Here is a 13,773-nt window from a genome sequence, read left to right as displayed (position 1 = left end):
TTCCCATGAGCACGACCCCGCGCCACGTTCCGTTCGGCATCATGCTGCAGGGCCCCGGCAGCCACATGCATGCCTGGAAGCACCCGTCCAACCCGGCCGATGCCAGCGTCAACCTGCAGTTCTACATCGACATCGCTCGCACCGCCGAAGACAATGGCATCGCCTTCGGCTTCGTGGCCGACGGCCTGTACATCAACGAGAAGTCGATCCCGCATTTCCTCAACCGCTTCGAGCCGATCTCGCTGCTGTCGGCGCTGGCCACGGCCACGAAGAAGATCGGCCTGGCCGGCACGCTGTCGACGTCCTACAGCGACCCATTCACCGTCGCCCGTCAATTCGCCTCGCTGGATCTGCTCAGCGGCGGCCGCGCCGGCTGGAACGTGGTGACGTCGCCGTTGGAGGGCTCGGGTCGCAATTATGGCCGCCCACATCCCGAGCATGCACTGCGCTACCAGATCGCCGACGAGTACCTGGAGGTGGTGCAGGGGCTGTGGGATTCCTGGGATGACGATGCCTTCGTGCGCGAGCGCGACAGCGGTACGTTCTTCGCGCCGGAAAAGTTCCGCCGCCTCGACCACAAGGGCCGCTTCTTCCAGGTGGAAGGCCCGCTCAACATCCAGCGTTCGCCACAGGGCCAGCCGGTGATCTTCCAGGCCGGTTCGTCCGACGATGGCATCGCGCTGGCCGGCAAGTACGCCGATGCGGTGTTCACCCATTCGCCGTCGCTGGAAGAAACCCGCGCGTTCACCCAGAAGGTGAAGAACTCGGCGATCGCGCATGGCCGCAGCGGCAACGACGTGAAGATCTTCCCGGGCATCGGCCCCATCGTCGGCCGTACCGCAGAGGAGGCCGAAGCCAAGTACCAGGCAATCGCCGCACTGGCCACGCTGGAGGATGCACTGGCGTACCTGGGACGCTTCTTCGATCACCACGATTTCAGCCAGTACGATCCGGACGCGCCGTTCCCGGAGCTGGGTGAGATCGGCAGCAACTCGTTCCGTTCCACCACCGATCGCATCAAGCAGGATGCGCGGGAGAAGGGGCTGAGCCTGCGCCAGGTGGCACTGGAAGCCGTGAGTCCACGACCGAACTTCATCGGCACGCCGGAGCACGTGGCCGATGAGTTGATCCGCTGGTTCGATGCCGGTGCCAGCGACGGCTTCATCCTCGGTTTCGCGGCGCAGCGCGAAGGCCTGGACGATTTCGTGACCCAGGTGCTGCCGATCCTGCAGGCGCGCGGCTACCACCAGCGCGAGCTGGAAGGGCAGACCCTGCGCGAGCATCTGGGCCTGCCGTACAAGGCCAGCCGCCATTCGACCGATGCCGAGCCGGCGCGGAAGGCGGGGTAGGGCAATGAGCGGAGACACTGCGGTAGCACCGGGGCATGCCCGGCGGATTTCCCAATCGACGGGCATATTGCCCGAGATCGCGGCACGCGCCGAGGCCACCATCGCGATCCGCCATGACCTGCACCGCCACCCGGAGCTGGCCTTCGAGGAGCACCGCACCAGCGCCCGTGTGGCCGAGTTGCTGCAGCAGTGGGGCTATGAGGTGACCACCGGTCTCGGCGGCACCGGCGTGGTCGGCACGTTGCAGCGTGGGCAGGGCAGCCGTCGGCTGGGGCTGCGTGCGGACATCGATGCCTTGCCGATCCACGAAGACTCGGGGCTGGCCTACGCCAGCCAGACCGACGGCCTGATGCATGCCTGCGGCCATGATGGTCACACCGCCATCCTGCTGTCTGCCGCGCATTACCTGGCCCATCACGGCACTATCGACGGCACCTTGCAGCTGGTGTTCCAGCCAGCCGAGGAAACCGGCTCGGGTGCATCGAAGATGATTGCCGACGGCCTGTTCGAGCGCTTCCCGGTGGATGCGATCTATGGGCTGCACAACTGGCCCGGCGTACCGGTCGGCCACTTCGGCTTCGTCGACGGCCCGGCGATGGCGTCGGTCGACTGGGCGCGGCTGAAGGTGATCGGCAAGGGCGGCCACGGTGCCGAGCCGCAGGGCAGCGTGGACCCGATCCTGGTCGCCGCGCACATCATCACTGCATTGCAGAGTGTGGTATCGCGCAATGTCGACCCGCGGCAGATGGGCGTGGTCACCGTCGGTTCGATCCACGGTGGGCAGGCCGCCAATGTGATTCCGGACGTGGTCGAGCTGAAGCTGACCGTGCGCGCCTACCTGCCCGAGGTGCGCGACACGCTGCGCCGCCGGGTGACCGGGATTGCCGAGCAGACCGCTGCCGCTTTCGGGGCACGCGCCGAAATCGAGTTCCCGCGTGGCTTCCCCAGCGTGATCAACCACCCGCAGCAGACCGCCTACATCCGCGACGTGGCGGTGCAGGGCTTCGGCCACGAACAGGTGGTGCCGGAGTTCGCGCCGCGCACCGCCAGCGAGGACTTCGCTTTCCTGTTGCAGGCACGGCCCGGGAGTTTCGTGTTCGTCGGCAACGGCGACAGCGCACCGTTGCACAGCCCGCGCTATGTGTTCAACGACGCGGCCATCGCACCGGCCGCCAGCCTGTGGGCGCGACTGGCCGAAGACTATCTGGTGAAGGACGTGGCATGAGCAGCAACGAACGCTTCCTCTATACCTCGGTGGATGATCCATTGGCGCGGCCGCTGTTCGATGGCCTGGAGCAGGAGTACGACAGCCGTTACGCCGACGTGCGCCGACGCATCGGCGGCAGCGCCCGCGAGGAGCTGCAACGCTATCCGGCGCAGGCCTTCGCGGCGCCGGTAGGCGCGTTCGTGCTGCTGCTGCGCGATGGTGTGGCGATCTCCGGCGGCGCCTTCATGCCGCACCGCGATCCGGACACCGCCGAATTCAAACGCATCTGGACGCTGCCCGGGCTGCGCAGGCAGGGCATCGCGCGTCGCGTGCTTCAGGAACTGGAAGACCAGGCGGCGCGGCAAGGGTACCGTCGGGTGTTCCTGACCACCGGCTTCCGCCAGCCTGAAGCCGTCGGCCTGTACCTCAGCCACGGCTATACCGCGCTGTTCGACCTGCAGGCCGACCCGGAAACCATCGCGCACCTGCCGTTCGAGAAGCATCTACGTGCGCCGGCGCCAGTGCTTTCGCCGTCGCAGACCGTGCTGCACGGAGCCCACGCATGAGCACGCCTTCGACTGCGCTGGATGGCATTGCCGCACCCCCCGCGCCAGCACCGGCGTTGAAGATCGTGCCGGCCCGGCATCCGCTGCAGGTGGTCGGAACCCTTCTGGCGTTGGCGTTGATCCTGATCGGGCTGCAATCGGTGCTGGGCAATCCGCGCTGGGGCTGGGGCACGTTCGCCGAGTGGTTCTTCGCGCGCCCGGTGCTGGAAGGCCTGGGTCGCACGCTGCTGCTGACCGCACTCGGTACTGGCCTCGGTTTCGCGCTGGGCACCTTGCTGGCGTTGGCCCGCGTGTCCGGCTCGCCGCTGCTGTCGGCGGTGTCGTGGGGCTATGTATGGCTGTTCCGTTCGATCCCGCTGCTGGTGCTGTTGCTGCTGCTGAACAACCTGGGCTACCTGTACAGCACCATCGAGCTGGGCGTGCCGTTCACCGGCATCAGCCTGTTCTCGTACCCGACCACGCAGCTGATCGGCGTGTTCACCGCCGCAGTGCTGGGCCTCACCTTGAATCAGGCCGCGTTCTCGGCCGAAGTGATCCGTGGTGGCATCCTCTCGGTCGACCATGGCCAGTACGAGGCGGCAGCGGCACTTGGCCTGCCGCGTGGCCGCCAGGTGCGCCGCATCATCCTGCCGCAGGCGATGCGTTCGATCCTGCCGGCCGCGTTCAACGATGTGATCGGCCTGGCCAAGAGCACCTCGGTGGTCTACGTGCTGGCGCTGCCGGAGCTGTTCTACACCGTGCAGGTGATCTACCGCCGCAATCTGGAAGTGGTGCCGCTGCTGATGGTGGCCACGGTCTGGTACCTGGTGATCCTTACCGTGCTGTCGCTGTTGCAGCGGCGCGTGGAGCAACGCTTCGCGCGCGGCCAGCTGCAGCGCGAGCGCTCGGTGTCGCGGGTGTCATCGCCCCCGCGTGTGCAGGGCGAAGCCGCACCGCGCGTAGCAAGCCGCCCGCGTATCGCCACCCAGGTTGAAGCGGGCGAGGGCGCGGCGGTGTCGCTGCATGGCGTAGGCAAGGTGTTTGGCGACCAGCCGGTGCTGGAAGACGTGAACCTGGACCTGCGCGCCGGCAGCGTGACCGTGCTGATCGGCCCTTCGGGCGCCGGCAAGTCCACGCTGCTGCGGCTGATCAACCACCTGGAACGCGCCGACGGCGGTTACGTGACTGTCGGCGGCCAGCTGATCGGCTACCGCCGCGAGGGCGACACCCTGTACGAGCTGCCCGAGCGCGAGATCCGACGCCGCCGTGCAGAAGTGGGCATGGTGTTCCAGGGCTTCAACCTGTTCCCGCACCTGACCGCGCTGGAGAACATCATCGAGGCACCGATCGCGGTGCGTGGCGTGCCGCGCGCGCAGGCCGAGCAGCAGGCGCGCACGCTGCTGGAACGGGTCGGCCTGGCCGACAAGGCCGATGCCTTCCCGCGCCAGCTGTCCGGTGGCCAGCAGCAGCGCATCGCGATTGCCCGCGCGCTGGCCCTGCAGCCGAAGGTGCTGCTGTTCGACGAACCGACGTCGGCGCTGGACCCGGAACTGGTGGCCGAGGTGCTGAGCGTGATCGAGGAGCTGGCCCGCTCCGGCACCACGCTGGTGATCGTCACCCATGAGCTGAGCTTCGCCCGCCGCGTAGCCGACCACGTGGTGATGATGGACCAGGGCCGGGTGATCGAGCAGGGCACGCCCGAGGTGCTGTTCGAACGCCCGCGCCAGCAGCGCACCGCCGATTTCCTGGCCAAGACCCTGTAACCGAGAAAGGAACACCATGAGCCCTGCAGCACCGCGTCGTCCCTCGCGCAGCACCCTGTTGATCGTGGGCGTGCTGGTCATCGGCATCACCGGCATCGTCTATTCGCGCGTGCGGCAGGCACCGGATGCCGGCGCCGTGGCCGCGACCAGCCTGGCCGGTGCGAACACGGCGGTGTTGAAAGGCACGTTCGATCCAGAGGCGCAGGCATTGATCCCCTCGGGGTATCGCTTCGTCACGCCCGGGTCCTTCACCGTGGCCACCCATCCAGGGCAGCTGCCGCTGGCCGACTACGGGGCCGACAGCAAGGACGTTGTGGGCATCGAGCCCGACATCGCGCGCCTGATCGCCGATGCGCTGGGCCTGAAGCTGGTGATCGTGCCGGTGGCCTGGGCCGACTGGCCGCTGGGTCTGGAATCAGGCAAGTACGATGCGGTGCTGTCGAACGTGACGGTTACCGAAGAGCGCAAGAAGAAGTTCGATTTCTCCAGCTACCGTTTCGACCTGCTGGGCATCTACACGCGCGCAGACGGGCCGATCCAGAAGATCGAGAAGCCGGCCGATGTGGCCGGGCTGAAGGTGGTGGTGGGTGCCAGCACCAACCAGGACCAGATCCTGCGGCAGTGGGACCAGCAGAACATCGCGGCGGGATTGAAACCGGTGGAGTACCAGTACTTCGATGACGCCGTGGTCGGGCGGCTGGCGGTGATCACCGGCCGCGCCGATGTGTCGTTCGAGCCCAACGCCACCGGCGCCTATTCCGCACGCGACGGTAAGGTGCGGCGCGTCGGCCTGTTCCCCGGTGGCTGGCCGAACGCTGCGGCGATCTCGGTGACCACGCGCAAGGGCAGCGGCCTGGCTGATGCAGTGACGCAGGCGCTGAACACCCAGATCGCCAGTGGCACCTACGCGCAGGCGCTGAAACGGTGGAACGTGGCCGAGGAAGCCGTGCCGCAGTCGCAGACCAACCCGCCGGGATTGCCGACGTTGCAATGACACCGGGCGTGGCCCGGCGCGACCTCCGCTTTTGTAGAGCCGAGCCATGCTCGGCTGCTTTACCAACGCGCCTCCAGCGTTCTGAACGGTTTCGCCAGGCGCACGCCCTCGGCGTCGAAGTCGGAAACGCTGCGTCCGTCCACACGCACCGTCTTCGGCATCGTGCGCGCCGGCCACCAGACTTTCACCGCCGTTCCGCCGCGCAGCCCTTTGCCAAGCCCCACCGTCAGCACCCCGTCGCGCTGCCGCGCCTGCATCTGCAACGTGCCATACGCCGTCGGCAGGCGTTCCACCGCCAATCCATCCCCCGCCACCCACGAGGGCGGTGTGCCCGGCAGCAGCGAGAGCGCATCATCGTCTTCGCGCATCAGCATGCCGAACAGGGTGCGGCCGTATTCGGCGCCGATCCAGGTATGCGGCATGTCGCCGAGGTAGCGCGGGAAGCGCAGCCGTGAATGCACTACTTCGGCCAGCACCTGCCATTCAAGCGGGCGCCGGTCATGAAGCAGGCCCTGCAGCAGCTCGTCAGCCACGTCTGGCTGGCCCAGGTGCACATAGCTCAGCACGTTGCGGATCTCGTACGGCGTGTAGGCATACAGCGCACCGGGCTGGCTGCGCTTGCGCACGTCTTCCAGGTAGCGGGCGAAGGTGGTCCGCAACGCATCTGCCGGCAACACGCTCTGCGCGCCGGTCGGGTCCAGGGCGATCGACACGCCCGTGGGGTCACCATCGCCAAGATCGGCCGATGACGGAATGAAGTCGATGCCCTTCCACGCCATCGTTGCGCGGATCGAGGCACGCAATGCGTCGTACAGCGCTTTGTACTGCTCGCGCGCCCAACGGGCGGTTTCGTGGTCGCCCAGTGCCTCGGCCAGCCACGCGCCGTCGTGCCACCCCTTCAGGCCCCAATAGTCATCCCAGTAGCTGTGGGTGGGTGATGGATAGCCCTCATGGCTGATCGATGGTGCAAGGATGCCCGCAAAGCGTTCCGGGGCAGGCTGGTCAGCCTTGTATCCGGGCACCAGCGTGCGCTCGCGCAGTTCCTGCAGGAAGTGCAGCGCGGCCTTCACCTTCGGCAGGTAGTCACGCACCGACTCGGGTCCGCCATCCAGCCGTGCAACGTCGGCGACCAGCGCCACGTACTGGCCCTGGCTGTCGTACTCGATGTCCGAACCGAAGCCGGTGTTGACGCTGCCATCGTCATTGAGGATCGGCGAGACCAGGCCGTTGGCATGTACGCCGTGTTCGCTGTACCAGGCCAGGTAGTCGCGCGCGACCTTGGCCTCGCCCATGCGCAGCAGCACGGCCGATGTGGCCATGCCGTCGCGGATGAAGGAGCGGTTGTAGTTGCGCGGGCCGGGCTGCATCGCCGGGCCGGTCTGGTTGATCAGCATGTAGGCGGCCTGCGCGCGCAGCATGTCCACCAGTGATGGATCGGGCAGGCGCAGGCCGACCTGGCCCAGCCGTGCCTGCCAGTCCGCGGACGCCTGCGTGGCCAGTGAATCGAACGCCGCATTGGCATCGCGGGGAAGCGTGGCCAGATCCAACGCAGGCGCTTCGGGCAGCACGCCATTGGCATCCGCGGCGGCGGTGCCCAACGGGAACGCGACCACGATGGCATCGCTGGTTCCCGGCGCCAACGAGACGCGGTAGTCCAACGCAGCCGAGGCAAGACCCTGGTCATCATGCGCCTGTTGCGCGGAAGGCAGTTGGCCGGCAGCGATGTCCGCGGTGATTTCCGTGGCGCCATCCCTGCCGAACGGCGCCGCGCCGGACGCAGCCACTGGCGTGAGCGACTGCAGCAGCGTGCGGCCATTGATGCGCACGGATTGCCTGTCGATGGCCACATCGCGGATCGGCGACAGCCCGCCGTTCTGCCATGGCGGGTTCATCTGCATCGGGCGCACGACCAGGCTGAGCGTGCCGTCGATCCGGGTTTTTCCGGTGTTGTGCAGGCGATGACGCAGGAACGTTACCGGCTGGCCGTTGCGCTCGATGGCGAATACCTCGCTGCGCAACTCCAGCCCGGGCTGCGGTGACCACGTAGCGGAGGGCATCGGCTTCCAGCCGTCGCGCAGGGCATGCTGCATGGCCTGCGCGGCGGCGCCGGCGGTTTGGCCATCGGCATTGCGCCAGATCGGCTGCACCAACGGCGCGCCCTTGAAGGCTTCAAGATTGCCGTACTCGTCGAAGATCGATTTCTGTCGTCCTGCGTGCACACCGACGGCCGTCCAATAAGTCTGCTGCATCTGCAGCGACGCCGGGAACAGCGCACGCTGCGCGCCGCTGGCAGCGATCTGGTAGCGCTTCATCGGCGTCATCACGGCCTTCGGGCCGAGCAGGCGCAGGCGCGCGATCTGCGGTGCAGCGCCGTCCACGCTCAGGCGGAATGTACGTAACGGTTGTGCTGCAGTGGCGGCCAGCCAGCTTTGTCGATGATTGGCCGCTTGTGCATCGTGTGCGAGGTCCTGCCAACGGCCCTGTGCATCCTGCACCTGCAGTCGCGCGGCGCCGCGCGCGCCATCGGCCCAGTCGACGACCAGGCCAGCCGTTGATTGGGCCCGCGGCAGCGTGATCTCGAACGTATGGGATCCATTTGCCCCGGCCGGCATCGCGACGGTGCCGCCCCCTTGCCAGAGCGCCGCTGCCTGCGTTGCATCGATACCGCTGATGCGTGCGCTGAGCGTGCTGTCCAGTGGCTCCATCTCGAAGATCGACACGCCCCAATCGGAGGTGCGCTGCGGGCTGGCCAGCCGCAGGTAGCGTGCCTGCCGCGGCGCGAAGTACAGCGTTTCCACGTCGCCCAGCGAATCGGCCATCGTGTACGCGGTCTGCCACTGCGTGCCGTCCAGCGAGGTCTGCAGTGAATAGCCTTCCGGATTGGAGACATCCCAGGTAAGGCGCGCACCGGCCAGCAGGGTGGGCGCGCCCAGATCGATTTGGAACCAGTGGCCGGGGCTGAAGGCGCCGCCGGTCACGGTCTTCGGGTCGCCGTCGATCAGGTGGCCGATCGCCATCGCCGGTACCTGCTGCGAGGAACTGCTGGCCTGCCATTGGTTGCGCGGGGGGAGGGTCTGTGCCTGTGCGCTGGAGGCCAGGGCGGCCAACAGCAGGGCGGCGGCAGATCGCCATGGGATAGCTGAGCGGGAGACCTTGGAGCGTTCGGCGCGCAACGTCATTACAGACAGCCTCGCAGGTTCGACCGGAATCGGGCGAGTGCTACGCTAGCAAGGGATGTAATCGGTTACATGACGCACTGCAGCGCCGCAGGCCGCTTCCGTGGTTGACGCAGCCGAGCATGGCTCGGCTCTACATGGCTTCCGGCAGGTCAAACGGCATCCCCCGCTAAAGCTCCACCGTCTCCCACCATCGCGTACCCGCCTGCGGCGCCTGCATGTCCAGTGCTTCGCCCATCATCGGCGTGGCCACCGGCACATTCTTTGCGGCGGCCAATGCAGTGATGCGCTCGAACGGCTGCTGCCATGCGTGCAGGGCCAGGTCGAAGGTGCCGTTATGGATCGGCAGCAGCCACTTGCCGCGCAGGTCCAGGTGCGCCTGCAGGGTCTGTTCCGGCTGCATGTGCACGAACGCCCAGCGCGGATCGTAGGCGCCGGTCTCGATCATGGTCAGGTCGAACGGTCCGTACTTCTCGCCGATGGCCTTGAAGCCATCGAAGTAGCCGGTGTCGCCGCTGAAGAAGATGCGGAAGTCGCCGTCCTGGATCACCCATGACGCCCACAGGCTGCGGTCGCTGTCACCCAGCCCGCGGCCGGAGAAGTGCTGGCCCGGGGTCGCGGTCAAGCGCAGGCCACTGGCTTCAGTCGACTGCCACCAGTCCAGCTGTTCCACCTTGCTGGCGTCCACACCCCATGCAATCAGCTGGTCGCCGACGCCGAGCGGTGCGATGAAGCGCGCGGTCTTGCCGGCCAGCTGCATTACCGCGGCATGGTCGAGATGGTCATAGTGGTTGTGCGAGAGGATCACGCCGGCGATGGGCGGCAGTTCGTCGATGCTGATCGGCGGTGCGTGGAAGCGCGCCGGCCCCATCCACTGCACCGGTGAGGCGCGCTCGGAGAACACCGGGTCGGTCAGCCAGTACTGGCCACGCAGCTTCAGCAGGATCGTGGAGTGCCCAAGCCGGAACAGGCTGCGATCCGGCGCAGCATCCAGGGAGGCGCGGTCCAGCGGCTTCACCGGAATCGGGTGGGCGGGCACGGTGCCCTTGGGCTTGTTGAACAGGAACGTCCACCAGATCTCCGCACCGTCGCGCAGGCCCATCGCCGGACGGGGCAGGGCATTGCGGAACTTGCCGTCGCGGTACTGCGGCGAATCGGGGAAGTCGGGGAGGGACCAGGACTTGCAGAAGGTGTAGGCGGTCACGGCGAGGATTCCAAGCAGGAGGACAAGGAGCAGGCGCTTCATGGGTGACGTCCGCTGGGTACACTGCACAGTGTAGTTTCGCATTTTTCAAAAGTACACTGCTGGGTGTAAAATGGTGGCGTCCGTTCAGCTATCCGGTCTCCGCCATGCCCCGTGCCCCACAACGCCTGACCGACCGCAAACGCGAGGCCATCGTGCGCGCGGCGGTGGAGGAGTTCCGTGCATCGGGCTACGAGGCGACCAGCATGGACCGCATCGCCGAGGTGGCCGGGGTCTCCAAGCGCACCGTCTACAACCACTTCCCGAGCAAGGAAGCGCTGTTTTCGATGATCCTGGAGGAGCTGTGGGAACGCAGCGTGGCCAGCGACGCACTGCCGTATCGCGCGGACCAGCCGTTGCAGGCGCAGCTGCTGCAGTTGCTGGGCCAGAAGCTGGAACTGCTCAGCGATGCCAACTTCATCGACCTGGCACGGGTGGCGATGGCCGAGGTCATCCACTCACCGGAGCGGGCGCAGGCCATCGTCTGCCGCATGGGCGAGAAGGAAAGTGGCGAGAGTGCGTGGATCCGCGCAGCGATCGCCGATGGCCGGTTGCGAGAGGTTGATCCGGAATTCGCCGGCCACCAGCTGCATGGGCTGGTGAAGAGCTTTGCGTTCTGGCCGCAGGTGACGATGGGGCAGCCACCGTTGACCGCGCAGGAACGCGCACGCGTCGCCGAATCGGCGGTGGCCATGTTCCTGGGTTTCTACGCGGTCTAGCTGGCGGCGAAGCGACGGAACTCGTCGGCCGGCAGTGCGGCCGAGTACAGATAGCCCTGGCCGACATCCACGCCCAGCGCGCGCAGGTGCTGTTCCTGCGCCAGGGTTTCGGTCCCCTCGGCCACCACGATCGCGCCGCAGCGGTGCGCGACTTCGACGATGAAGCGAACGATCGACTGCGACTTGGCGTCGGACAGCGTGGCGATCAACGCCTGCTCGATCTTGACCTCGGCGATGGCCAGCTGCGAAAGCAGGATCAGGGTCGAATAGCCCGCGCCGAAATCATCCAGCGACAGGGTGACTCCGGCCGCCAGCAGCTGTGCGATGTTGGCATCGACCAGGTCACGCTCGACGATCTCGGTCCACTCGACGATTTCCAGCCGCAGCATCGCGCCGGGGATGTCGTGCAGCTGCAGCAGTTCCTGCAGGCGCAGGCCGAAGTCGGGCAGGCGCAGGGATTCGGCTGACACATTGACTGCGATGGTCAGCGCCGCGCCGTCCTGCCGGCAGTGCTGCAGGAAGTGCACCGCCGACTGCAGCGTGGCCCATTCCAGGTCTGCCAGCCGGCCCTGCCGGCGCAGCAGCGAGATCACCCGCATCGGTGCGATCGGCCGGCCTTCGCCATCGCGCATGCGCAGCAGCGCTTCGGCGCCGACCAGCTGGCGGTCCTGCAGGCGATGCTTGGGCTGGTAGCACAGCGGTGCGTCGCCCTGCTGCAGCCAGCGTTCGAGGGCGGCTTCGATCAGGGCGTCGATCTCGCCGTCGCGCTGGATCGGGTCGTCGAAGAACACGACGCCGGATTCGATCGCGCTCAGTGCCACGGTGATCGCGCGGAACGGAAGATGTCCTTCGTCGGCATCAACGGGGGGCTTCAATTCAACCACCGCACAACGGAACAGTGGCCGGAAGCCAGGCCAATCGCGGCCGACCCGATCGGCCAGGTTGCTGGCCAGCTCGGTGATCTGCGGTTGTATGCGCAGTTCGGACAAGGTCATGCCGCGCACCAGGATCGCCAGCGCGGCATCACCGAACTGGTAGACCTCCACGTCGTCCACCGCCAGCGATGGCAGCAACCGGTGGACGTCGGCCGGTGTATCGCGCTGCCACAGGCCGTTGTCCTGCAATGGCCCGTAGCGCAGGCGCAGATCGCGCAGGTTGCCCATCTCGGCCACGATCAGGCTGGCCTTGCCGATGCCGTCGTTGTCGCGCCAGTACCGCTGCAGGCGTTCACCGAGCGCACGCATGTTGGGCAGGCCGCTGATCGGATCGATGCGCAGCCACGCCTGTTCGCGCTGGCGCTGCGCATCGATCTGGGCATCGTTGTAGACCAGCGCGAACACTGCGCCGAGTACCAGCAGCGAGACCGGCAGTGCCAGCACGCGCTGGATCGCCAGTTCGGCCACCGGTAGTTGATCGGCCCCAATGATCGCCACACCCAGCGCCAGGCCCAGAGCGGTCATCCCGATACGCACGGACCACGCCTGCAGGATCATGCGTGGCGAGAGTTCGTTGAGCATGCGCGGGTGCAGGCGCCTGCGCAGCCAGACGCCGGCCACCATCTGCAACACGGCCTCGAGGCTGGCAGGCAGGAAGAACTGGGTGCCGACGAACTGGTAGCGGGCGAGCAGGGCGGCGGCCAGGCAGGCCAAGCCGCCGCGCCAGCCACCGAGCAGGCCACTGACCAGCAGGATGTCGAAGCCGAGGTGCAGCTTGACCACACCCTGGGTGTAACGGGCCACGAACCAGGAATTGAACAGGTAGATCAGGCCCAGCGCTACGCCGACATACAGGCGCCGTCCTTCAATGGCGTGCCCGGCGCGACGGGTGGCGATCAGCAGCACGCCGATCATGCCGATCACCGCCGTGGCCTGCAGCAGGTACAGCGGCAGGCTGGGCAGGGCGCTGTCCAGGACCTGGGCCGAGACCCGTGAAAGCGCATCCATAGCAGGTTCCCGCCTGTGACCGACGGCCAGTGACGAGCAGGGTAAACCACAGGCGCCTGTGCGGCCACCAAGGGCCAGGCCAAGGTCCCTGCGGTCAGTAGCGCGGGTCGGCGATGGCGGGCAGCACCAGTTCGCGCACGAAGGAGGACGGTGACAGCTGCAGCAGGGTGCGTACCATCGCCACGACATCATGGACCGGCACCAGTTCGCCGTCGCCGCGCGCTGCGGCGTCCGCTACCGGCACTGACAGTGCATCGTCGGTGTTGAGGTAGCCCAGCTGCAGGCTGGTTACCGCCAGGCGCCGATCCCGGAAGCCTTCGCGCAGCGCATCGGCGATGCCGTTGAGCGCGAACTTGGATGCGCCGAACGCCACTTCCGGGCGGCCGCTGCGCGGCAGCGCCGAGGTCGAGCCGGTCAGCACCAGCTGTGGACGTGCTGCGCCCAGTACCCTCGGCAGCAGGCGCCGCAGCAGCACCAGGGTGGCGGTGATGTTGACGTCGACCAGCTGGGCAAGCGCGGCATCGCTTTCGTCGAGGAAGGCGTACCCGTCGCTGAAGGCCGTCTCTTCCCAGATGCCCAGGTTGTGGATGAGCACATCCAGATCGGCCGGCGCCTGCGCTGCGATGTGATTGGCAGCAAGGGTGGGCTGGGACAGATCCGCTTCGATCCACTGCAGGGTGACGCCCTCGGGGCATTCGAGGTCGTGCGGGCGGCTGCGCGAAACGCCGATGACGGTGTCGCCCGCACTGCACAGGCCTTCGACGAACGCTCGACCGAGGCCCCTGCTGGCGCCGATGACCATCAATTTCATGTGGCTTCCTTGTTGTGCTGCGG

At 67.1% G+C, this 13,773-nt stretch carries 10 protein-coding genes; 6 read left to right on the top strand and 4 right to left on the bottom strand.

From position 1 onward, the window contains the following. Window positions 1-5 precede the first annotated feature (5 nt). Genes E5790_RS00430 through E5790_RS00410 form a run of 5 tightly spaced genes read left to right on the top strand, consistent with a single transcriptional unit; the run spans window position 6 to window position 5,858 of the window. Complete coding sequence (locus E5790_RS00430; protein ID WP_049440772.1) at window positions 6-1,349, top strand: LLM class flavin-dependent oxidoreductase; 1,344 nt, start codon at window positions 6-8, stop codon at window positions 1,347-1,349. A gap of 4 nt (window positions 1,350-1,353) precedes the next feature. Beyond that, complete coding sequence (locus E5790_RS00425) at window positions 1,354-2,574, top strand: M20 aminoacylase family protein (RefSeq protein WP_080355768.1); 1,221 nt, start codon at window positions 1,354-1,356, stop codon at window positions 2,572-2,574. Further along, window positions 2,571-3,122, top strand: coding sequence for a GNAT family N-acetyltransferase (locus E5790_RS00420; protein ID WP_014646902.1), 552 nt, complete (start codon window positions 2,571-2,573; stop codon window positions 3,120-3,122). Before E5790_RS00425 ends, E5790_RS00420 begins: the two co-directional genes overlap by 4 nt. After that, window positions 3,119-4,864, top strand: a complete 1,746-nt coding sequence (locus E5790_RS22165; RefSeq protein ID WP_111206782.1) for an amino acid ABC transporter permease/ATP-binding protein — start codon at window positions 3,119-3,121, stop codon at window positions 4,862-4,864. Before E5790_RS00420 ends, E5790_RS22165 begins: the two co-directional genes overlap by 4 nt. A 16-nt stretch (window positions 4,865-4,880) precedes the next feature. Continuing rightward, complete coding sequence (locus E5790_RS00410; protein WP_111206783.1) at window positions 4,881-5,858, top strand: ABC transporter substrate-binding protein; 978 nt, start codon at window positions 4,881-4,883, stop codon at window positions 5,856-5,858. Window positions 5,859-5,917: 59 nt separating this feature from the next. Here E5790_RS00410 and E5790_RS00405 read toward each other — a convergent pair whose 3' ends face one another. Together E5790_RS00405 and E5790_RS00400 are read right to left on the bottom strand one after the other, a co-directional pair. Continuing rightward, the gene (locus E5790_RS00405) at window positions 5,918-9,037 is read right to left on the bottom strand and encodes a discoidin domain-containing protein (RefSeq protein ID WP_136191652.1); all 3,120 of its coding nucleotides are present in this window, start codon (window positions 9,035-9,037) and stop codon (window positions 5,918-5,920) included. Window positions 9,038-9,203: 166 nt separating this feature from the next. Next, a complete protein-coding gene (locus E5790_RS00400; protein WP_111206785.1) occupies window positions 9,204-10,280 on the bottom strand; it encodes an MBL fold metallo-hydrolase in 1,077 nt (358 codons plus the stop codon). Between the two features lie 104 nt (window positions 10,281-10,384). Here E5790_RS00400 and E5790_RS00395 point away from each other — a divergent pair, with 104 nt between their 5' ends. Then, entirely contained in the window at window positions 10,385-10,996 is a 612-nt protein-coding gene (locus tag E5790_RS00395) for a TetR/AcrR family transcriptional regulator (protein WP_014646907.1), read from the top strand. Here the strand turns inward: E5790_RS00395 and E5790_RS00390 are convergent. Both E5790_RS00390 and E5790_RS00385 read right to left on the bottom strand, forming a co-directional pair. Further along, complete coding sequence (locus E5790_RS00390) at window positions 10,993-12,939, bottom strand: EAL domain-containing protein (RefSeq protein WP_111206786.1); 1,947 nt, start codon at window positions 12,937-12,939, stop codon at window positions 10,993-10,995. The two genes, E5790_RS00395 and E5790_RS00390, sit on opposite strands and share 4 nt — an antisense overlap. 94 nt (window positions 12,940-13,033) lie before the next feature. Then, window positions 13,034-13,750, bottom strand: coding sequence for an SDR family oxidoreductase (locus tag E5790_RS00385; protein WP_111206787.1), 717 nt, complete (start codon window positions 13,748-13,750; stop codon window positions 13,034-13,036). Between the last annotated feature and the right edge of the window lie 23 nt (window positions 13,751-13,773).

Source organism: Stenotrophomonas sp. PAMC25021, assembly GCF_004795795.1.
GTDB classification, from domain to species: Bacteria; Pseudomonadota; Gammaproteobacteria; order Xanthomonadales; family Xanthomonadaceae; genus Stenotrophomonas; species Stenotrophomonas muris.
Note: the sequence above shows the minus strand (reverse complement) of the source record. Positions and strands in the feature narration are given on the sequence as shown.

Bases quoted from the DNA above. Each gene is read 5' to 3' on its own strand.
- E5790_RS22165 (WP_111206782.1), top strand. From the start codon at position 3,119: ATGAGCACGCCTTCGACTGCGCTGGATGGCATTGCCGCACCCCCCGCG.
- E5790_RS00405 (WP_136191652.1), bottom strand. From the start codon at position 9,037: ATGACGTTGCGCGCCGAACGCTCCAAGGTCTCCCGCTCAGCTATCCCA.
- E5790_RS00400 (WP_111206785.1), bottom strand. From the start codon at position 10,280: ATGAAGCGCCTGCTCCTTGTCCTCCTGCTTGGAATCCTCGCCGTGACC.
- E5790_RS00385 (WP_111206787.1), bottom strand. From the start codon at position 13,750: ATGAAATTGATGGTCATCGGCGCCAGCAGGGGCCTCGGTCGAGCGTTC.
- E5790_RS00410 (WP_111206783.1), top strand. From the start codon at position 4,881: ATGAGCCCTGCAGCACCGCGTCGTCCCTCGCGCAGCACCCTGTTGATC.
- E5790_RS00395 (WP_014646907.1), top strand. From the start codon at position 10,385: ATGCCCCGTGCCCCACAACGCCTGACCGACCGCAAACGCGAGGCCATC.
- E5790_RS00390 (WP_111206786.1), bottom strand. From the start codon at position 12,939: ATGGATGCGCTTTCACGGGTCTCGGCCCAGGTCCTGGACAGCGCCCTG.
- E5790_RS00430 (WP_049440772.1), top strand. From the start codon at position 6: ATGAGCACGACCCCGCGCCACGTTCCGTTCGGCATCATGCTGCAGGGC.
- E5790_RS00420 (WP_014646902.1), top strand. From the start codon at position 2,571: ATGAGCAGCAACGAACGCTTCCTCTATACCTCGGTGGATGATCCATTG.
- E5790_RS00425 (WP_080355768.1), top strand. From the start codon at position 1,354: ATGAGCGGAGACACTGCGGTAGCACCGGGGCATGCCCGGCGGATTTCC.